Annotated in this window: 14 protein-coding genes and 1 tRNA gene; 4 read left to right on the top strand and 11 right to left on the bottom strand. The window is 41.4% G+C overall.

Translation table 11 applies throughout. The features are described from left to right. Positions 1 to 225: 225 nt before the first annotated feature. Both G3O08_RS10990 and mutS read right to left on the bottom strand, forming a co-directional pair. Positions 226 to 298, bottom strand: a tRNA-Gly gene (locus tag G3O08_RS10990). Positions 299 to 348: 50 nt separating this feature from the next. Continuing rightward, entirely contained in the window at positions 349 to 2,922 is a 2,574-nt protein-coding gene (gene mutS, locus G3O08_RS10985; protein ID WP_163285418.1) for a DNA mismatch repair protein MutS, read from the bottom strand. Positions 2,923 to 3,051: 129 nt separating this feature from the next. Here mutS and G3O08_RS10980 point away from each other — a divergent pair, with 129 nt between their 5' ends. Further along, on the top strand, positions 3,052 to 3,591 hold the full coding sequence (locus G3O08_RS10980; RefSeq protein ID WP_163285417.1) for an RNA methyltransferase: 540 nt from the start codon (positions 3,052 to 3,054) through the stop codon (positions 3,589 to 3,591). A gap of 91 nt (positions 3,592 to 3,682) precedes the next feature. Beyond that, on the top strand, positions 3,683 to 4,621 hold the full coding sequence (locus tag G3O08_RS10975; protein WP_163285416.1) for a DUF6089 family protein: 939 nt from the start codon (positions 3,683 to 3,685) through the stop codon (positions 4,619 to 4,621). Between the two features lie 660 nt (positions 4,622 to 5,281). Here the strand turns inward: G3O08_RS10975 and G3O08_RS10970 are convergent. The 3 genes from G3O08_RS10970 to folK all read right to left on the bottom strand — a co-directional run bounded on the left by G3O08_RS10970 (position 5,282) and on the right by folK (position 8,241). Next, entirely contained in the window at positions 5,282 to 6,988 is a 1,707-nt protein-coding gene (locus G3O08_RS10970; protein WP_163285415.1) for a tetratricopeptide repeat protein, read from the bottom strand. 115 nt (positions 6,989 to 7,103) lie between these two features. Next, the gene (locus G3O08_RS10965; protein WP_163285414.1) at positions 7,104 to 7,745 is read right to left on the bottom strand and encodes a deoxynucleoside kinase; all 642 of its coding nucleotides are present in this window, start codon (positions 7,743 to 7,745) and stop codon (positions 7,104 to 7,106) included. Then, positions 7,729 to 8,241, bottom strand: coding sequence for a 2-amino-4-hydroxy-6-hydroxymethyldihydropteridine diphosphokinase (folK, locus tag G3O08_RS10960; protein ID WP_163285413.1), 513 nt, complete (start codon positions 8,239 to 8,241; stop codon positions 7,729 to 7,731). The genes G3O08_RS10965 and folK overlap by 17 nt, the downstream gene beginning before the upstream one ends. Before the next feature lie 97 nt (positions 8,242 to 8,338). Here folK and sppA point away from each other — a divergent pair, with 97 nt between their 5' ends. After that, entirely contained in the window at positions 8,339 to 10,144 is a 1,806-nt protein-coding gene (gene sppA, locus G3O08_RS10955) for a signal peptide peptidase SppA (RefSeq protein WP_163285412.1), read from the top strand. A gap of 97 nt (positions 10,145 to 10,241) precedes the next feature. On the opposite strand, the gene G3O08_RS10950 is transcribed toward sppA, so the two are convergent. The 3 genes from G3O08_RS10950 to G3O08_RS10940 are packed head-to-tail and all read right to left on the bottom strand — an operon-like array spanning position 10,242 to position 13,951. Further along, positions 10,242 to 11,279, bottom strand: coding sequence for an RluA family pseudouridine synthase (locus G3O08_RS10950; RefSeq protein WP_163285411.1), 1,038 nt, complete (start codon positions 11,277 to 11,279; stop codon positions 10,242 to 10,244). Position 11,280: 1 nt separating this feature from the next. Further along, positions 11,281 to 13,140: a T9SS type A sorting domain-containing protein gene (locus tag G3O08_RS10945; RefSeq protein ID WP_163285410.1), complete on the bottom strand. Its 1,860-nt coding sequence runs from the start codon at positions 13,138 to 13,140 to the stop codon at positions 11,281 to 11,283. Further along, positions 13,127 to 13,951, bottom strand: coding sequence for a PASTA domain-containing protein (locus G3O08_RS10940; protein WP_163285409.1), 825 nt, complete (start codon positions 13,949 to 13,951; stop codon positions 13,127 to 13,129). The genes G3O08_RS10945 and G3O08_RS10940 overlap by 14 nt, the downstream gene beginning before the upstream one ends. A gap of 184 nt (positions 13,952 to 14,135) precedes the next feature. Between G3O08_RS10940 and G3O08_RS10935 the strand changes: the two genes are divergently transcribed. Continuing rightward, the gene (locus tag G3O08_RS10935; protein ID WP_163285408.1) at positions 14,136 to 15,107 is read left to right on the top strand and encodes a D-alanine--D-alanine ligase family protein; all 972 of its coding nucleotides are present in this window, start codon (positions 14,136 to 14,138) and stop codon (positions 15,105 to 15,107) included. A gap of 272 nt (positions 15,108 to 15,379) precedes the next feature. Here G3O08_RS10935 and rdgB read toward each other — a convergent pair whose 3' ends face one another. The 3 genes from rdgB to pheT are packed head-to-tail and all read right to left on the bottom strand — an operon-like array spanning position 15,380 to position 19,728. Further along, a complete protein-coding gene (gene rdgB / locus G3O08_RS10930) occupies positions 15,380 to 15,955 on the bottom strand; it encodes an RdgB/HAM1 family non-canonical purine NTP pyrophosphatase (protein WP_163285407.1) in 576 nt (191 codons plus the stop codon). Positions 15,956 to 15,964: 9 nt separating this feature from the next. Beyond that, on the bottom strand, positions 15,965 to 17,296 hold the full coding sequence (locus tag G3O08_RS10925) for a lysophospholipid acyltransferase family protein (RefSeq protein WP_163285406.1): 1,332 nt from the start codon (positions 17,294 to 17,296) through the stop codon (positions 15,965 to 15,967). Further along, positions 17,296 to 19,728, bottom strand: a complete 2,433-nt coding sequence (pheT, locus tag G3O08_RS10920; RefSeq protein WP_163285405.1) for a phenylalanine--tRNA ligase subunit beta — start codon at positions 19,726 to 19,728, stop codon at positions 17,296 to 17,298. The genes G3O08_RS10925 and pheT overlap by 1 nt, the downstream gene beginning before the upstream one ends. Positions 19,729 to 20,039 lie beyond the last annotated feature (311 nt).

The raw sequence follows: 20,039 nt of genomic DNA, 5'->3' as shown, positions 1-20,039 counted from the left end.
CGCTTCGCGCTTGTGATTTTTTTATGCGCGCATTTCTGCTCAAGCAAGAAGGGATTCAATCGCCGAAAAAAAAGGCGATTGATCCCAAAGGGGGGGCTGTCTAGAAAAATCCACCAATCGCTTCGCGCTTGTGATTTTTTTATGCGCGCATTTCTGCTCAAGCAAGCTTGGCAGAAATGCGCGCATAAAAAAATCCTCCCAAATTCTTTGGGAGGATTTTTCTTGAGCGGGAGACGGGATTCGAACCCGCGACCCCGACCTTGGCAAGGTCGTGCTCTACCAGCTGAGCTACTCTCGCATTTGAGTTGGCAAAAGTAACCATTAATTTGAATTGGCAAAAACTAAAAGCTATTTCCCGGTCAATTTTTTTATTTCATTGAGTTTCATCAATGCTTCTACGGGTGTAAGCGAGTTAATGTCCATTCCCGCTATCTCATCCCGAATCTGCTCTAATACAGGATCATCAAGCTTGAAAAAACTCAATTGCATACTGTCATCTTTACTCTTTTTTCTGCCTGGATCAAAAGTTTCTGATGAATGTGTTTTTTCCAACCTGGTCATGATTTCTGTGGCTCGCGACACCACAAAAGGAGGCATACCTGCCATTTGAGCTACGTGAATTCCAAAACTATGCTCGCTCCCACCCGCTTTTAGCTTCCGCAAAAAGATTACTTTATCTTTTATTTCCTTAACGCTTACATTGAAATTCTTCACACGTTTAAATAGAGCCTGCATCTCATTCAATTCGTGGTAATGCGTGGCAAATAGAGTCTTAGCTTTTGATGTTTTATTTTCGTGAATATATTCTGTGATTGCCCAGGCAATGCTTATTCCATCGTAAGTACTTGTACCACGGCCTATTTCATCGAGAAGCACCAGACTCCTATCTGATAGATTGTTTAGAATACTCGCTGTTTCGTTCATTTCTACCATAAACGTAGATTCGCCAGACGAGATATTATCACTGGCTCCGACGCGGGTAAAAACTTTATCGATCAATCCAATCTTGGCTTCAGAAGCAGGTACATACGACCCCATTTGCGCCATGATTACGATAAGCGCTGTTTGTCGCAAAAGAGCTGATTTACCTGCCATATTTGGTCCGGTAATCATCATTATTTGCTGGGTTGTTTTATCGAGATACACATCATTTGCTACGTATGATTCGCCAATGGGTAATTGATGCTCTATAACAGGGTGGCGACCATCTTTTATATCGAGAACAAAGCCTTCATTAATTTCAGGTCGCACATAGTTTAGCTCACGTGCCACTCGCGAAAATGATAGTAAACAGTCTAATTGACCAATTCGGCGCGCATTGAGCTGAATCGGTTCTACAAAACCACCCATACTTATTACCAGATCATTAAAAATCCGGGATTCCAAATTAAAAATCCGTTCTTCTGCACCGAGAATTTTCTCCTCGTAAACCTTGAGCTCTTCAGTAATATATCGTTCAGCGTTTACGAGGGTTTGCTTTCGCGACCAGTCTTCGGGAACTTTGTCTTTGTGGGTATTTCTAACCTCCAGATAGTAGCCAAACACATTATTGAATGCGATTTTGAGCGATGTAATTCCGGTGCGTTCCACCTCCCGCTTCTGAATTTCTAGAAGCCTCTCCTTTCCGCTCGTTTTTATCGAGCGTAAATCGTCGAGCTCTTCGTTTACCCCATTTGCGATCACTCCACTTTTGGCGATTTGAACAGGTGCATCCTCATTAATTTCTGTCGAAATTCGATCTAATATGCTCTTGCAAGGATTGAGCTGCTCTGCAATATGATGCAAAGTATCGTTGCCGGTTTTGGAGAGTGTTTCTTGAATTGGCCCCATCGCTTTTAAGGCCCTGCCAAGCTGCAATACCTCGCGGGGATTAATTCTACCGACAGACACTTTGGAAATAAGCCTTTCCACATCTCCAATTTGCTCAATTTGGGCGGCGATATGATTTGAAACCTTCTCATTTTCAATAAAATAGCTTACTGCTTCAAGACGTTGATCGATGGCCTTTTTCGTTTTTAGCGGAAGCACTAACCATCTTTTCATCAATCTGCTTCCCATGGGTGAAATAGTGCGATCAATAATTTGGAGCAATGAAGTGCCACCATCGCTGCTGGACGAAATAAGTTCGAGATTGCGAATGGTAAACCGATCGAGCCAAACATGGTTATCTTCTTCTATTCTGCGAAGTCGGGAAACGTGCCCTAATTTTTCATGATGGGTATCGTCTAAATACTGTAACACAGCACCACATGCCACTACTCCCAGCGACATATTATCTACTCCGAAACCCTTTAGCGATTTGGTTTTAAAATGGCCCAGTAGCTTATCGTAAGCAAATTCTTCAGTAAAAACCCAGTCATCGAGTCTAAAAGTGTGAAATTTGCCTCCAAATACATTTAAAAAACGTTCTTCAAAATTTCTTTGAAAAAGCACTTCACTCGGCTTAAAGCTCTGCATCAACTTCTCGATGTATGGCATTGTACCCTCGGCAGTAAGAAACTCGCCGGTAGAAATATCCAGTAAAGCCAGTCCGGCTTTGTCATTTTGAAAATAGACCGCAGCCAAAAAATTATTTGATTTGTGATCAAGAACCTGATCATTGAACGCAACGCCAGGTGTAACGAGTTCTGTAACGCCCCGTTTTACGATTGTTTTGGTAAGTTTAGGATCTTCAAGCTGATCGCATATCGCCACGCGGTAGCCAGCCCTTACCAATTTTGGCAAATACATATCGAGTGAGTGATGCGGAAAACCCGCCAATTCAATATGAGCTGCTGCGCCGTTTTTTCTTTTAGCCAGCACTATACCCAGTACATTTGACGTCTTAATGGCATCCTGACCAAAGGTTTCGTAAAAATCTCCGACACGAAACAAGAGTAATGCATCAGGATACTTAGCTTTGATGCCGAGATATTGCTTCATCAAAGGTGTTTCCTTTTGGGCAGTTTTCTTTGGTTTTTTAGTTTCCAACACAATTTATAGCTTAATACGACGAAAATACCACAGAATATAGGCTTTTAAAACGAATATACCTCCGATTTATTAATTCTTATGAACATAAAGATCAAAAACGAAGAACTTGACAGGCTGAGTACTGAGGATTTTAAGGTCTCGCTTAAAGCTCCGGTACACATTATTTTAGATAATGTAAGAAGCGCCCAAAATGTAGGGTCGATTTTTAGAACAATGGATGCGTTTAGATGTGCAAAGCTGCACATATGTGGCATATCCGCAAAGCCACCACATCGAGAAATCAATAAAACAGCCCTCGGTAGTACAGAAAGTATAGACTGGACGTACTACAATACCACGAAAGAGGCTCTTGAAAAACTAAGAGAAGAAGGAGTTGTAATATGGGCAATAGAGCAAACCAGAAATGCCCTAATGCTCGATGATTTTAAAATGGATTACAGTCTGGAAACTGCCTTCATTTTTGGAAATGAAGTAGAAGGTGTACAGCAGGAAATAGTTGATTTAGCTGATGGATCAATAGAAATTCCCCAGCACGGAAGCAAACATTCGCTTAATATCGCCGTATGTGCGGGTATAGTAATTTGGCACGCTGTAAACAGTTTTGAATATGAAATTTAGTTTTTTCCTCTATTTTCGTATCTTTCGTCGCTTAATATACAGTTGAGATTTGATTCGTTTAATGAAAGGTAGCAGAGTTTTAATGGTTTTGATGATATTCCTATCGTCGGGCTTGTCGGCGCAGTACTTCAACGGTGTCAATACCTTTTGGAAAAAACAGCGCCACTCATTCGGTTTTGGTATAGGCGCGGCAAATTTTTTAGGCGAGCTCGGCGGAAGAGATCAAATAGGTACTGATTTTATATACGACTTGGAATGGTCAGCAACACGGCCAGCGCTCCATATAAACTACCGCTATCAGCTTGGCAGCAGAGTTTATGCCAAGACCCAGTTTGCCTTTGGCCTTGTAGGTGGCAATGATGTCCTTACCGAAGAGATTTTTAGACGGAACAGAAACCTGCATTTCAGATCTACTCTATACGAACTATCGCTTCAATTGGAGGTTGATATCATTCAATTTGCCAATTCCAGCCGATACAATGTGTCTTCGGCGAATAGAAAACACGCCTCGGCTATTTATTTATCGCTTGGAGTGGGCGGCACCAAGTTTAACCCGAAAGCCAATTTCAATGGCGACTGGTATGCTTTAAAACCATTGGGAACAGAAGGTCAAAAACAAGAAGACGGCCCTGTAGACTATAGTTTATACACAGTGGTGCTTCCGCTTGGCGCAGGTTTTCGATATGAATTAAACCGCGAATGGACTATCGGAGCACAGCTTGTACACCGGGTTACCTTCACCGATTACATGGACGATGTAAGCACAAACTACTTTGATAACGATCTTATCTCTCAAACTCAGGGTGAGCTTGCCGCTCATTTTGCCGATCCAAGTCTGGGTTATTATGTGGATGAAAGTGGAAGGGAGCTTCCTTTAAATTCAACTTTTACCGGTGCGCAGCGAGGCGATCCAACTGATAATGATGCGTATTTCTTTTTTACGATAAATGCCTATTATAAAATTCAGGGCAGCTACAAGCGCGGCAAAGGCAGGGTAACTAAACGCAGAACACGTCGAGCAGTTTTCTAATCTCACTCTCCGAGCTATTAAATTTATCCAACGTGTATAATTGGGCCAGTCGAAATAACGAGGTTAGGAATTTCGGTACATCAATTCTATCACCTTCATGCCTTGCATTGCTTGGATTCATATAATTCGTACTAAAAGCTGGTGTGGTAGCATCTCCTGCTATTGAAATCCAGTATCGTACAACTGCAAACTACTGTTATTCAAGCCTTACGCGCATCCCTATGCGTTCCTCTACTTACGTACTCCCTTCGGTCGTCGGCAAAAGGCCTCGTCGGATGCAGAAAGGAGAGGCTCCACCGCACACATTAATATTCCACGACTAGCTTTATTTTGTATACCCCACAGATCGCGCGGTAAGGTGGTATTATATGAATATCAATAATTCCGTAGAAGATGTGTTCGGAGACGCCTTTTTATTCATAAGGGTTACTTTTTTTAAGGTATTCGGAGAAAGGTAAGTTGCAGTTAAAGAGAAAACAAAATCACATAGTCAGAATTTAGTTTTGGATTTGCCCAATGTAGGCTTCGATATCTCTTCTTTTGTTTTATGTTAGACAATTGTATGGCGATCTCGCTGAATATCGGCAATCAAAGCTTTGAGCGAACAAAAAAGCCCGCTCAAGTTGAGCGGGCTTTAAATTTCTATCTAAGAATTAATTCTTACATAATTTCGTTTTGGAAATTTCTGAATTCCAAATCTTCGGCAGCTCTCTCTTTTAGAGAAGCGTCAAGGGCATATGATGCTTTAAGGCTATTAGAAACCATGCTCGCATCGTTCATACGTGCACCGATAATTGCTTTCAAATATTGACCTTCGGCAGTGTCTTTCGCGTCCGACTGATTTAATGTGCTTAACGCAGCTTCGTTGTTACCAGAAAGCACTTGTGCAAGAGCTTTGTTGTAAGTATTATAACCTTTCATATTTTGGATTGCTGACTGGTAGTTACCATTCATTATGTCCAGAATACCCATGTTATAGTTCACTTCATCTCCACCACCGGCAGCTGATGAATAACCGGTAGCTGCACCTTTTCGGTCGCCACTTAGTCGCTTAATTACAGCCAGGTTGTTTTTAGAAAAAGTGTTGTCTTCTTTAGACTGTGCCGTTTCAAACATTTGCTTCGCACCGTTCATGTCATTTTTCTTCATCTTCATAACACCCATATTGTTATATGCGCGGTAGTCGTTTGGATACGTTTGAGAAGCTTTTTCATAGATTGCATTCTGCTCATTCATATCATCTGAAAGCGTAGCTGCATAAAGCATCTCTTCTATAGAAAGCGAATCTGCATTGGCCGATCGAGCCAAAATAATGATCTCGTCGTCTGTTCTACCTACAATGTCATAATTAACAGTGATTTGTGAACGACGGAGAGCTGGAAGAATTTTCTCGGCAACCTCTGTATAAGTGGCAGCCAAATTTTTAATTTCACGCTCTCGCTCTGCTACATCAGCATACATGGTAAGAATGCGAAGAATTAATTCTTTATCTGCGATATCAGAAGCTATCATTTTTTCTTTAAACCCTTCCCAATCTTCACCTTTAGGAACTAAATTAAAGAATTTATCTGCATCAAAATTCACTTTGTGACTTTTCATAACATTCGCAACTGCTTTCTGTGCGCTTTCAGCACGTTCTACAGCAAGGTTTTCATTAAGTGAAATCTCACCTTCAGGAGATGCGTATGCAAGAATAGTAGCTCCTTTAAATTCATAGTCAGAATTGGTGCCATAAGCTTTTAGAAAAGAATCAATAGCTTTCATATCATCATCGCGAAGCTCTGTTGATCTAACAACTGATGAGTTTACCAGATAGTTAATTACTGCATTAGCTTCGTGAGAAGTAGTACGTGTAAATTTATCTTTAGCAATGATTGACATGTCATCGCTCATTACCAAAAGTGGAGTAGTAATAACACCATCAGCTAGCTTAAAAGGATCAAAAGCTTTCTCTTTACTCCCTTGTTTCCCAAGGATGTTAAGCATAAGTTCAGAGTCCTTCATTTCTGGCTTGTAGGCAACTTTATCGCTGTACGTAAAGTTTTTACCAGTTTCGTAAGGAATTACAGTAGCGTTTCCAGGAGCGCTCTCGCCCTGAAATGAAACCATTTTGTAAGGAGTACTTCCGGCAGCATAAGTAAGCGTAGGCGTAAGTTCTACCATTGCCTTTTTACTAAAATACTTTCCAGGAAAGTTTCCGTTGATATTTAATTCAACACTATCACCACGCACAATTAGCGGGTTGGGTTGCACGTCATACTTAATAGTTTCCGCATATTTTGCCATTTTGCCGAGGCCGCCACAAGCGGCGGTAGCAAAACCTATTATCGCCACTAAGGCTAATGCTTTCACATTTGATAATCTCATACTTTTGTTTGTTTTTAAACGGTAGTTGGTCGTTCTTAAATTAGGGTGCAATATTACATATAGTTTTTTAGATATTGAAAGACAAATAGACCTTTTAGACAAAACACCTTAAATGTCAAACCATTTCTCGGTGAAGTCCTTTGGATATTGGTTTTTCTATTATCTCAACAATCGAATTAAAGTCTTGTTCATTTTTTACAAAATCCAATTCAGAAACATCTAAAATTAAAACTTTTAATTGATCTGCATATTTCCTCAAAAATTCGAGATACTGATTTTGAATGAGTTGCAGATAATCGTAAGAAATATTCTGTTCATAGCGCCTTCCACGCTTGCGGATATTAGTGAGCAATTTCTCAACGGGCACATAGAGGTAAACGAGTAAGTCTGGTTTGGGAACACTATGAAACATGATGTCAAAAACCTCCCGAAATAGCTTATACTCATCTTCTTTTAAATTCGATGAAGCAAAAACAAGCGATTTACTGAGAAAGTAATCTGCAACGGTAAGATCATTAAACAGATTAGGACCCAATTCATGCTTTTTGATTTGTTGATAGCGCTCAGCTAAAAATGATAGTTCAACAGTAAAAGCGTATCTCTCGGGATCGCTGTAAAATTTGGGCAAGAACTCATTATTCTCAAACTGTTCTAGAACAAGTTTAGCATCATAATGCTTTGCGAGCATTTTAGCCAATGTAGTTTTGCCCGCTCCAATGGTACCCTCAATCGATATGTAATTATAGTTCTTCAGCAAATCGTTTTATTTCTGAACTATCGGGTGAAGTTTTTAATAATTCCTTTATCGTTTTATCAAAAACCGGATGCACCAAATTTTCATTTATTTCTGCAAGAGGTTCAAGCACAAAGTTACGCAAGTGAAGTCGGGGATGAGGAATTTCCAGATCATTTTCTAAAATTCTAATTTGGTCGTAAAAAAGAATATCTATATCGAGTGTTCTGGCTTGGTAGTCGTTCATGCTTTGTTTAATCCTTTCCTCTCTTCCTGCCGCTTTTTCGATTTCGAAAGTCAATTTCCGTAAATCTTGTGCAGAAAAATCTGTTCTAAACCAGGCAGCCATATTTAAATAGGGCTTAGAATCATTGTATCCCCATGGCTCTGTTTCATAAACTGGAGAAACTGAAACCAGAGAAAGACTTCGCTCAAGTTCTTGTATTGCAAAACGCAAAAACTCAGCTCTATTGCCGATATTACTTCCGAGTGATAAATAAACGTCGTGCGCTTTAGCCATGGTTTAGTCCGTTAAAACTATCTTCATACCATTGATGTAATTCATAGAGAAAGATTTAATTTGATAATGTAAATTTGCCACAAAATTAAAAGGAATAATGAAGCAGTTTTTTAAATTCATGTTGGCGAGCATTGCTGGAACTATCATTTCCATGTTTTTGTTCTTCCTGATTTTCATCATCGTTATTGGCGGAGCCATTTCAGCAGCGTTTAGCGATTTAGACAAATCAAGTAAAGTTACTAAGGTAGAAGACAATACCATTTTGCATATTGAGCTCAATGAACCTATTGTAGATCGGGGACCCGACGACCAATTTAACTTCAATTTCGGAATGTTTAATGCCGCCTCTCCATTGGGGTTAAACCAAATACTTTCGAATATAGAAAAGGCTAAAACTGACGATAGAGTTCCGGGTATTTTTCTGGATATGAGTTACGTTGCTGCCGGGATGGCAACCGTAGGTGAAATCAGAAATGCGCTGATAGACTTTAAAACGTCAGGCAAATGGATTGTAAGCTACTCGGAGGTTTATTCGCAAAAAGCGTATTATCTCGCCTCTGTAGCCGACGAAATTTATGTTTATCCAGAAGGTGTAGTAGACTTTAGAGGTCTCAATGTGGGCGCTACTTTTTTTAAAGGAACGCTTGATAAGCTTGGTATTGAGGCACAAATTATTCGCGGTTCGAATAATAAGTTTAAAAGTGCTGTAGAGCCTTTTATTATGGATGAAATGAGCCAGGCTAACAGAGCTCAGACAGAAAAATGGTTGGGTTCTATTTGGACAAATATGAAAACTGGTATTTCACAAGCACGAAATATTTCGGAAGCCGATTTGCAGGCCATGGCAGACGAGTACCAAATACAACGCGCTTCTGATGCGGTAGAAAAAGGATTGATATCGGGTGCCATGTATTACGACGAGTTGATAGATGTATTAAAAGAAAAAACAGAAACAGAAGCCGATAAGGATTTGAAGTCTGTTACCATTCGGAAGTACATCAAAGCATCTAAGCCAGGCAACAACGGCTTTGATTTTAAGAAAGATAAAATAGCCATTATTTATGCTTCAGGTGCTATAAACAGCGGTGAAGGTATGGATGAAGGAATTGGCAGCGAAACTTTTGCCCTAGCCATTCGCGAAGCGCGAAGAGACTCTTCAGTTAAGGCAATTGTATTGCGCGTAAACTCGCCGGGAGGAAGTGCACTAGCCAGTGATGTAATTTGGAGAGAAACCATGCTCGCCAAGCAAACTAAACCTCTTGTGGTCTCTATGGGCGATGTGGCCGCTTCTGGTGGATATTATATTAGCGCTGCCGCGGATAAAATTTTCGCAATGCCAAATACTATTACGGGTTCTATTGGAGTTTTTGGCATATTGCCGAATATGAAGGGCTTCTTTAATAATAAACTCGGAATTACATTTGATGGAGTTAAAACAGGTGAATTTGCTGATTTTGGCGAAGTTTCTCGTCCGCTGACAGATGCTGAGTACGCGATTTTGCAAAACAGCGTAGATAATACTTACGATACATTTCTCTCTCGCGTAAGCGAAGGAAGAGATATGACCACAGAAAAAATCGACTCTATAGGTCAGGGCCGTGTTTGGAGTGGTACAGATGCTATGGGTATAGGCCTTATAGATGAGTACGGCGGGTTGGAAGCTGCTATAGCGGAAGCTGCAAAACTGGCAGGATTAGAAGATTATGCCCGAAAAGAATATCCAAAGCGCAAAGATCCTATTGAAAAGTTATTTGAAGACCTCGGTATGAATATCAGCCAGAGCTTTGTAAATGCGCAACTAGGTGACGATGCAGAATTGATTAAGTATTTTGAAGAAATAAAAGACCTTAAAAATATGCGCGGAATTCAAGCGCGCGTACCTTATCTGATTGATGTTAAGTAAGAATCTGATTAAATACAAATTGAAAAACCCCGGCCTAGGTCGGGGTTTTTCATTTAATACTATTCATTTTGTCTTTTTCCGGTAAAACCAGATACCGTTATGCATCATTTCTTGTACTAATGTATGCTCGCCACCGTTCTAGCACTCTTTGCATATCGTCGGGTAGTGGTGCTTCAAAACTCATTCTCTCGCGTGTAATTGGATGGGTGATCTCCAACTTGCGCGCATGGAGTGCCTGCCGTGGAAGAATGTCAAAATTATTGACTACAAATTGTCTGTATTTTGAAAACGTGGTTCCCTTTAGAATTTTATTTCCACCGTATTCGGGATCGTTAAACAAGGGGTGACCGATATGCTTAAAGTGCGCACGAATTTGATGCGTTCTGCCCGTTTCGAGCTTACATTCTACAACAGTAATATAATTGAGTCGCTCAAGCACTTTATACCTTGTATGCGCATGCTTTCCATAATCAGCTTCAGGAAAAACAGTCATCAATTTTCTGTTTTTCAACGAACGACCCAAGTGGCCTTCTATTTCACCATCTTCCTGAATATCGCCCCAGGCAAAGGCTACATAGCGCCGGTCTATAGTGCGTTCAAAAAATTGAAGCGATAAATCGGTTAATGCTCTTTCGGTCTTAGCCACAACCATTACACCTGTTGTATTCTTATCAAGCCGGTGCACGAGTCCAGGTCTGTGTGGCTGATCTCCTTGTGATTCTGGAAGATTGTCAAAATGATAAACCAAAGCATTTACCATCGTGCCGGTGTAATTTCCAAACCCGGGATGCACAACCATATCGGGTGGTTTATTCAATATTATAAGCGTATCGTCTTCGTACAGAATCTCAAGCGGGATATCTTGCGGAATAAGCTTTAACTCGCGTTGCGGATAAGGCAAAACTACGGTTATCTCATCTAATGGCTTAACCTTATAATTTGCTTTTACAGCAACCTTATTTACGTGAATATACCCATCTGCCGCCGCATCGTTTATCTTGGTTCGCGAGGTATTCGGAATGCGATCCATTAAAAACTTATCTACTCTAAGCGGTTCCTGACCCTTATCGGCAGTAATATTATAGTGTTCAAATAACTCCTGATCTTCGTCTTCGGGATCTTCTGCTTCGCTCATTCTATTTATTTACAATCAATTTTTTAGATCCACGTCGTCCGTTTTCATCCTCAAGCATAAGAATATACACCCCGCTTTGTAGGGTAGAAATGTCTAAGCGACTATTTGGCGAAAGCCACTTTTCACTAAGCATTCTACCACTGATATCATAAACAGAAACATTAAATCTTAAATTCGTATCAGCCTGAATTACAACGAAATCGTTTGCCGGGTTGGGGTAAATTTTTATTCCGGGCAGCACATTTCGGTCTTCTATTTCAGTAAAAATATCTTGGTAGCCATTAGATGTAAACATGGGGCGAAGCATAAGCGAACCCTGAAAGCTTGATGCATTCCAGCTTGAGCCAAATTTATAATAAAGCCTTGTTGGATTGGCATTGGTATTAATATCTATCCCTACTTTTACGCCTTCTGTTTGAGTGGTCTGGGTATATCCTACAAAGAAACTTCCTGATGGCACATACACAGGTTCATCAAATGTGTAAACCAAGCTTTCCTGAAATTCATCCAATCCGAATTGCAAATTTACCTGTGCTGTGCCCAATTCTGTACCAGGGCCATTTCCGGAATCTTCCCAGATTTTGATATTAAATATTGAGTTTTCAATATCATAATCAATCGGCATGGTATAAATGCTGAGAGCAAAAATAGAATCAGATTTATAATTTAGATACTTCAAGGCAACACTTGCCCCCGAAGTTGGATAAGCATATCCATATTCAGCCTGCCCATCGTCGTAGGCATATTTAGTAAAGAAATTTTGCTTAAAACGCATGGTATCATTTGTGGCAGTAGGCGAGAAATCTGAAACTCCATGTAAAATCTGCACTTCAAATTCAAGTTCGGTATCGCTTAATGAAGCATCGAAAACAATATTATTTGGCGAAGCACCCACATTGTGGGTGTATGGAAGCGTGTCGCCACCCGCAATACCGGGTTCATTCGCATTGGGATACACTCCCAACTCGGTGCCTTGGTATAAAATTCTAATCTGATTGCCTGCAAGGGTACGCGGAACGGTATTTAGATTGCGCAAAAGCACCTTAATATCGGGGCGCATAAAGCTTACCGGATTAGTGGCATAGTGGTCGCGCGGCATTGCAGTATAATCGTTGAGAAAAGTATGCCGCTGATTTACAAATGCCACATCGTTATTAGAAGGACTGGAGTTTGCGGAATTCTGGTCAAGCCAGATATAGTCGAGATTCCAGGTGCCCACAGCTCCATTTAATGGGGCAATATTAGTAAACCGAAACTGAAATCCTTCTTTTAAATACCTCGCTAGGGTAATGGGCAAATAAACGAACGTAAACGCGTCGGGACTGGAAATATCTGATGTTGACCACACCATAAACCATTGATCCAGCTCGGGCGCATAAAATTCGAGCATAAGCGAATCTTCGATATTGTTTAAATAGTAATTATTGCCCCTTGGCTGGTAATAAAAACTGAGCCCGATTCCGTCTTCGGCACTCGCTGTTAAATCTATAGCGCAAGAAAGCAGTGTATCGGCAGGGCCGTGTTGCAGGTTCCAGCTATATGGATATCCCACTTCATCGGCACCGTCGAGGCTAACAACACCAAGAGTTGGCGGGTTTTTGCCCCAGCCGGTATTTCGGGTAGCCGATCGGTTTTCCCATAGGGGAATATAGCCTTCTTCATTTCCCGGAAATCGGTCCACAGCAAAATCATCAATAAAAGGCAAGGTCAGTAAATCGCCCGATTTCATATCTTGGGCGTTTGATTTCCATATTTTTGATTTTTTCAAAAGGGTGGTATTTCCCGTAAGGGGAACAAGCATCTCCTGGCCAAATACAAAGGCTGAAGAGAAAAATAAAATTATAAGGCTACTCCATTTCATATTCTGTAGTATCAATTTCTGATTCAAACGATTTCGAAACATCCGGATCCATCGTTAGATAAAGGTCTATATACGAGCCCAGCGTGATATTTGCTCCACGACCAGGAAGTTGATTTGCCACAAAGGAAGATATGGTATCCTGAGCCGTTAGGCAGCCAATACACGATAATATTTCGCCCATATTAAGCGATTGGGAATTGATTATTTCAATGGCTTCTTTATAGGTTTTACCGAGCACATTTGGCACTTCAGTACTCACATTAGATTGTCGACCAAGGATGATTGTAATCTGCTGTCCTTTCCTGATTTTTTCGCCTGGCTTTATGGGTTTTCCCTCGTATTCTATTCCCAAAACACAATCTGTACACGAATCATCTGGCTTATAGGTCAGATTTTCGAGTTTTAAACCGGCAATTTCAAGGAGCGGAATGGCAATGCGGCGTGATCTTCCCACTAATTCGGGTACAATAACCATTTCGGGCAAAATGCTGTTTACGGTTAGAAATATGGTTCTGCCCCGCTTTACATTCATGTTGGGATCAGGGTTTTGCGAAACCACAACTCCCCTACCCACTTCGTCGCTATAAATGCTATCGGCTATTTCGTATTGCAAATCGCTATTTGTAAGCACCGTAGAAATTTGATTTAAAGGATATCCGGTTAAATCGGGTACCGAAGTTGACTCACCGTGCTGGGTGTACAACCTGAGTAAATACATGGAAACGGTAACGAGTATGAGTAAGAAAACGACTATTAACAAAATGTTTAGCCATAATCTTCCTGCTGTAATTGTTGTAAAAAATCTTTTCATGAAATGATAAGGATGTCGGCAAAGATAGCACTCAAACCCAAACTCCTGTAATGCAACAACGCAAATAATAAGTTCGTATTATTTCACGTTACCGACTTATGCATTGTAGGGTGTTTAAATTTCTCTGAAAAGCCTTTTTAGGCGCACCTAAACAGAATTACCTTTGGGCGAAGATAAATATACTATGAAGAAAAAAGTTGGGATTGTTTGCGGTGGATTTTCGGGCGAAGCAGCCGTATCTATGAAAAGTGCCAATATGATATTTGAGCATATTGATAAAGAGCGGTTTGACCCAACACTTATTGTCATATCTCCAGATAGTTGGTATGCCGTTACGCCTTTCGGCGAAAGCCTTATTGACAAGAATGACTTTAGCTACACAGTTGAAAATAAGAAGATAATACCCGATTTATGCTTTATCATTATCCACGGAACTCCAGGTGAGGATGGAAAACTGCAGGGATATTTTGACATGATTGGGATGCCTTACACTTCGGGCGGGGTAATGAATACCTCAATTACATTCAATAAAATATTTACAACCCGTGTTTTAAATAAAATGGGGTTTAATTGCGCCTCGGGAATTTTGCTCGAATCTCTTGCCGATTTGGACGAGGAGGCTGTTGAACGCGAATTGAAAATGCCCCTTTTCGTAAAACCAAACGAGGGCGGATCGAGTCTGGGAGTATCGAAAGTAAAAACAATTGGCGAGCTAAAATCAGCCGTGGAACTCGCTTTGAGCAAAGGTGGATCTGTATTAATAGAAGAATTTCTGGCGGGAAGAGAAGTTACATGCGGCGTATTAGACACCAAAAACGGTCCAAAAGCACTTCATATTACCGAAATAACGACGCGGAAAGAGTTTTTCGATTATGCGGCAAAGTACGAATACGACCAAACTGAAGAAATAACGCCAGCTCAAATTCCGGCTCATCTTTACGAAAAATGCCAGCGTTTGTCCGAACAGATCTATAAACTATTCAATTGCAAGGGTGTTTCGCGCATTGATTACAAAATGAACGGAGAAGCGTTTTATGTCATTGAAATTAACACCGTACCCGGAATGACTGATAAAAGTCTGGTTCCCCAACAAGCGGAGGCCATGGGGATTAGTAAAACAGAACTTATCTCTATGATTATTGACGCGACGGTTTGATTTAGTCGCGAGTCTGATGGTCGCTAGTCTCGAGTCGCGGGTCGCGAGAGGGTTTTATGGAATGAATTTACCTTGATGTTCCGACCCTTCGTTTTGACCGCGCGCAGAGACCTGCCAGTTTTACCCCCTTCCGGTTGTGATCGCGGCTAAGTTTCAAAACTTGACAGGTCTGAAACGTCTAATAATAAAACACTAATAATTAGCATTCTAAGGTTAAGGTACCAATCATAAAACGCAGCAAACATATGCCACGCATCCTTAAATATATTGAATCAATGACCGGCTTTTAAGTACTCAACAAACTTTTCTAACGCCCGCACACGATGGCTTTGGGCTGCTTTTTCTGATTTTTCCATTTCGGCAAAGGTACGGCTGTCGTTTTCGGGAACGAAAATGGGATCGTAACCAAAACCTTTTTCGCCCTTCATTTTCATTGAAATAGTCCCTCGCACTTCACCTTGAAATAATTCTTCACTATCGTCGTCAATAAACGCAATTACAGTTCTGAATTTCGCCTGTCTGTTTTTCTGATTTGAAAGCCCGCTTAGCACTTTAGCAATATTTGCGGCAGCATCGCGGCTTCCAGAATAATGCGCCGTGTCAACGCCGGGCTCTCCATCTAAAGCCTCGATCTCCAATCCCGAATCATCGGCAAAAACAGGAGTATTAAAGCGCTCAAAGATATATCTGGCCTTTTGCAGTGCATTGGCTTCAAGCGTGCGACCCGTTTCGGGAATATCGCCCGAGAAACCAATATCACTAAGCGACACCAATTGAAATTCATTTCCAAGGGCTGCCTGAATTTCGGCGAGTTTATTGGCATTATTTGAGGCAAAAATTATTTTCATTATCCCTTTTTATTTTTCGGCATAAGCTCCATTGGCATTTGCGGAAGCTTTAGGCAGCACATCTTCTTCTATCTGCTTTAAATACTTGTATAATTCGGGCTTGAAGGCACGCAAAAAAAGCATATTCCACATGGTCATTGCGTACCGATATGGCAGCCGTAACTCTCTAATAATAAACACGCTTAAGGGAAAAAACAGTAAGACTGCCGAAACAGAAAGCAGAGGTCGCCCCGTAAAATAAGCTGCAAAAACAGCATAGACTATCATGAATACGGGAAAGAGTAAAATGCTGCCAATCAACTTTATAGAGCTGTGAAACTGCCGGTCGTCTACATATTTTTTCAATATTCCGCGAATGAGGAAGTAGGATGGGGCATGCATGATCCACGACAAAAGAAAAATAGGAAGGAAAAGCAATAAAAGAATGTTTTGGATTACCCAATATCCCGGATCTTTCTGGCCGATAAAAAAGAAGGGAGCACGCAAGCGCCGCTTTTTCATTTCGATATCGTAAATTTTTATCCGCCTGAAATACACATTGTCAGGAGCAATTTTTTGAATACTTTGCTCTCGATTTTTATAGAATTGATGCTGGTTTACAGGTTGCGAAAAACCTTGAGCACGTTGCAAGTAAAAAGGCCACAGACGATCAAGCTCAATATCAAAAGCTCTTCCGGCATCTTCTCGCTCAATGTGTACAATTTCATTTTCGAGCCTTTCCTGCACATCTGTACGCAGGTTTGCCATTGCCTTTGCCGGATTTTCGGCGTAAAGCGGTAAATAATCTTGTATGGATAAAGATTTTCCAAAGTTGACTATCAACCGCGATTGCGAATCTGAATAATTGCTGTAATTAAGACCTACCGGTACAATCTGTATATTTAAATCTTCGTGTTCATTAAGGGCTCCAAACGCAATACGGGTAAACCCTTTACTCAAATTTCGAAGTCTCCGTACACCAAGATGAGTCGCTTCAGGAAAAATAAGCAATGTTCCATTGGCCCGCAATATTTTAAAGCAGCGCTCAAACACCTCATCGTTTTTGGTGAGGTTGGCAATTCCGTCACGTTGCCGGTAAACCGGCATCATATTGACGGAATTAAAAAGATAACTGGCAAACTTTGACTTAAAAACATCGGCACGCACCAGGAAGTGGATTGGGCGCGGTGCAAAAACTGCCGGAATTAGCGCATCCATAAATGCATTCTGATGGTTTGGCGCGAGTAAAACAGGCCCTTCAGCAGGATAATTTTCAAATCCATGAATCTCAATCCGGCGGTAGAAAAGCTTGATGCCAAGCTTTATCCAAAACCTTCCAAATAAGTACCCGGCATTTTGCATTAGCGTAAACTTGCTCCAAGAACTGTTTCTAATTCAGATTGGATAGATTTCATGGTTTTATCTATCTGTTTATCATTCAATGTTTTATTTTCATCCTGAAGAACAAAACTCACGGCATAGCTTTTCTTGCCTGTAGGCAGGCTCTTGCCTTCATACACATCAAATAAGCCGATCTCTTTTATGAATTTCCCGGCCTTAGCATAAGCTATTTTTTCAATCTCCTCAAAGCCCACATTCTCGTTAAGCAAGAGCGATAAATCGCGGCGAACTGACGGGAACTTGGTGAGAGACGTAAGAGTTTTACTGGCGTGGCCAATGGCTTTCAAACAAGAGTCCAAGTCAAATTCTGCAACAAGCACATCGCGCTTTATGCCGTATCGCTTCATGGCTTTTTTTGAAATACTTCCTAAAATCCCAATATTTTTCCTCCGCAAATGCACGCTCACCGCACTTCCGTAAAAAGGGTTTTTACCCGAATCGCCGAAGCTTGCTTCAAGACCCATGATTTGAAAAACGGCATTGATATGTCCGCGCAAATCTGAAGAATCAGATGCATCGGCAGGACTGCTCCAGCTTTCGCGGAAACGCGTACCAGCCAAAGCAATTGCCAATTTTGTGGTCTCCCGATAGCCGTCTTCAACTTTTTCGTAGCTCTTGCCTATTTCAAAAAGCATAAGCCTATCTGCTTGTCGGTTTAGATTGTAAGCCACTGATTCAAGCATGCTGATTGTCAGATCCGGACGCAAAACGTCGAGCTCTTCACTTAGTGGATTAAGCATATAAACCAGCGATTTATCATCCTGATTGCCCGTTACTTCCTTGATATAATCAGATCGGGTAAGTCCGTTTGACATCATTTCGCTAAAGCCGCGCCCAACGAGAGCTTGCCCCAACGCCTGAATAACTTCGTGACGAGCAGGTTTTTTTCCCACTGAAACAGAAATGCGCATTTGATCTGGCATCTCTACGTTGTTGTACCCGTAAATACGCAGCACTTCTTCCACAACATCTACTTCGCGATGAACGTCTGCGCGGTAAGTCGGCACTTTTAGTTTAAAAACTTTATCGGCTGTTGTCGATTCAATCTCAAAATCTAACGATTTCAAAATTCCGGTCACAACTTGTTCATCGAGATTTGTTCCGGCGAGGCTATTAAATCGCTCAAGACTAAAATCGAGTGCGACTTGTTGCGGTATTTCTGTAATCTCATCAATTAACGGCCCAACCACTTCTCCTCCGGCAATCTCGAGAATCAGATTTGCTGCTCGCTTCAGGGCAAACACAGTTCCGTTTGGATCAACGCCGCGTTCAAATCTAAACGATGCATCGGTATTGAGTCCGTGACGCTTCGCTGTTTTGCGAATGCGAACGGGATTAAACCAGGCACTTTCAAGAAATACAGAAGTCGTATGATCAGATACACCACTGCGAATTCCTCCAAAAACGCCCGCAATACACATTCCGCCTTCGCCATTGCATATCATCAGGTCTTTCTCATCAAGCACGCGTTCAACTTCATCGAGCGTGGTGAACTTTGTCCCTTTTGGCAAGGTGTCAATAACTATCTTGTTTCCCTTAATCCTCGCCGCATCGAATGCATGTAGGGGCTGACCCATTTCGTGCAAAACAAAATTGGTAATATCTACTACGTTATTTATTGGCGTCTGACCAATAGCACGCAATCTGTTTTGTAGCCACTCTGGCGAAGGTTGTACTTTTATGTTTTCAATCAATAAGCCTGCATATCTACCGCAGCCTTGCTTATCTCTTATTTCAACACTAATTTTTGGCTTCTCACTTTGGTAGATATCCAGCTTTTTGAGTTCGGGTTTCTCCGCGCCTACCTGTTTTTTGAGGCTTAATCGTGCCGCTATATCGCGCGCCACCCCATAGTGTCCAAATCCATCGGTACGGTTTGGGGTAAGGCCAATTTCAAAAACATAATCTGTTTCCAGTCCCAGATAATCTGCCGCTGTTATTCCCATCTTGGTATCGCCAGGCAAAACCATAATTCCCGCATGGCTTGTACCAATTCCAAGTTCATCTTCTGCGCAAATCATTCCAAATGATTCTTCACCGCGAATTTTCGCCTTTTTGATCTCAAAGGGTTTGCCAGGCTCGGGCATAAGCGTAGTACCAACGGTGGCTACTAGTACTTTCTGTCCTTTAGCCACATTTGGCGCGCCACATACGATTTGTACAGGTTCTCCAATACCAAGATCAACTTTTGTAACATTGAGCTTGTCGGCATTTGGATGTGGCCACAAATCAACCACATGGCCAACCATTACTCCTTCCAATCCACCTGGAACGGATTCCCACTTTTCCAATTTCTCCACTTCCAGGCCGGTATCTGTAAGGATTTCGGCTACTTGTTCGGGAGTTTGATCTAACTTAAGGTATGATTGAAGCCAGTTATAAGAAACCTTCATCTTAAAAAAACTTTAAGCGACAAAGCTAAAAATTAATGGGGTAATTGGTGCTACGCTTCGCTTCGCAGTCACGAGCTAAGAATTTGGTGGGTTTTTAGTCTCTTGTCGCGAGACTTTCTCATTGATGCAAACGCTCGCGTCCCGCGAGGGTGGCTTTGTCTGGCGTCCCGCCAGGTTCTATTGCGAAAGATCAACTATCATATGCTAAACCGTTTTTTAAAGGAATGACTTCCCTGCAAATAAACTTTACTTAAGTCAATCTCTGGCGAGACGCCAGAGTAAAACAGCCTCGCGGAGACGCGAGCCTGGGC

This window comes from Cryomorpha ignava (assembly GCF_010686655.1).
In the GTDB taxonomy this organism is placed as follows: Bacteria; Bacteroidota; Bacteroidia; order Flavobacteriales_D; family Cryomorphaceae; genus Cryomorpha; species Cryomorpha ignava.
The sequence above is the reverse complement of the archived record's forward strand: the minus strand, read 5'-3'. Positions and strand labels throughout refer to the sequence as shown.

Excerpts from the sequence above, each read along its gene's own strand:
- G3O08_RS10925 (WP_163285406.1), bottom strand. The coding sequence starts at position 17,296 with ATGCAAAATGCCGGGTACTTATTTGGAAGGTTTTGGATAAAGCTTGGC.
- G3O08_RS10970 (WP_163285415.1), bottom strand. The coding sequence starts at position 6,988 with ATGAGATTATCAAATGTGAAAGCATTAGCCTTAGTGGCGATAATAGGT.
- folK (WP_163285413.1), bottom strand. The coding sequence starts at position 8,241 with ATGGCTAAAGCGCACGACGTTTATTTATCACTCGGAAGTAATATCGGC.
- G3O08_RS10935 (WP_163285408.1), top strand. The coding sequence starts at position 14,136 with ATGAAGAAAAAAGTTGGGATTGTTTGCGGTGGATTTTCGGGCGAAGCA.
- rdgB (WP_163285407.1), bottom strand. The coding sequence starts at position 15,955 with ATGAAAATAATTTTTGCCTCAAATAATGCCAATAAACTCGCCGAAATT.
- pheT (WP_163285405.1), bottom strand. The coding sequence starts at position 19,728 with ATGAAGGTTTCTTATAACTGGCTTCAATCATACCTTAAGTTAGATCAA.
- mutS (WP_163285418.1), bottom strand. The coding sequence starts at position 2,922 with ATGAAGCAATATCTCGGCATCAAAGCTAAGTATCCTGATGCATTACTC.
- sppA (WP_163285412.1), top strand. The coding sequence starts at position 8,339 with ATGAAGCAGTTTTTTAAATTCATGTTGGCGAGCATTGCTGGAACTATC.
- G3O08_RS10950 (WP_163285411.1), bottom strand. The coding sequence starts at position 11,279 with ATGAGCGAAGCAGAAGATCCCGAAGACGAAGATCAGGAGTTATTTGAA.
- G3O08_RS10945 (WP_163285410.1), bottom strand. The coding sequence starts at position 13,140 with ATGAAATGGAGTAGCCTTATAATTTTATTTTTCTCTTCAGCCTTTGTA.
- G3O08_RS10940 (WP_163285409.1), bottom strand. The coding sequence starts at position 13,951 with ATGAAAAGATTTTTTACAACAATTACAGCAGGAAGATTATGGCTAAAC.
- G3O08_RS10975 (WP_163285416.1), top strand. The coding sequence starts at position 3,683 with ATGATATTCCTATCGTCGGGCTTGTCGGCGCAGTACTTCAACGGTGTC.
- G3O08_RS10980 (WP_163285417.1), top strand. The coding sequence starts at position 3,052 with ATGAACATAAAGATCAAAAACGAAGAACTTGACAGGCTGAGTACTGAG.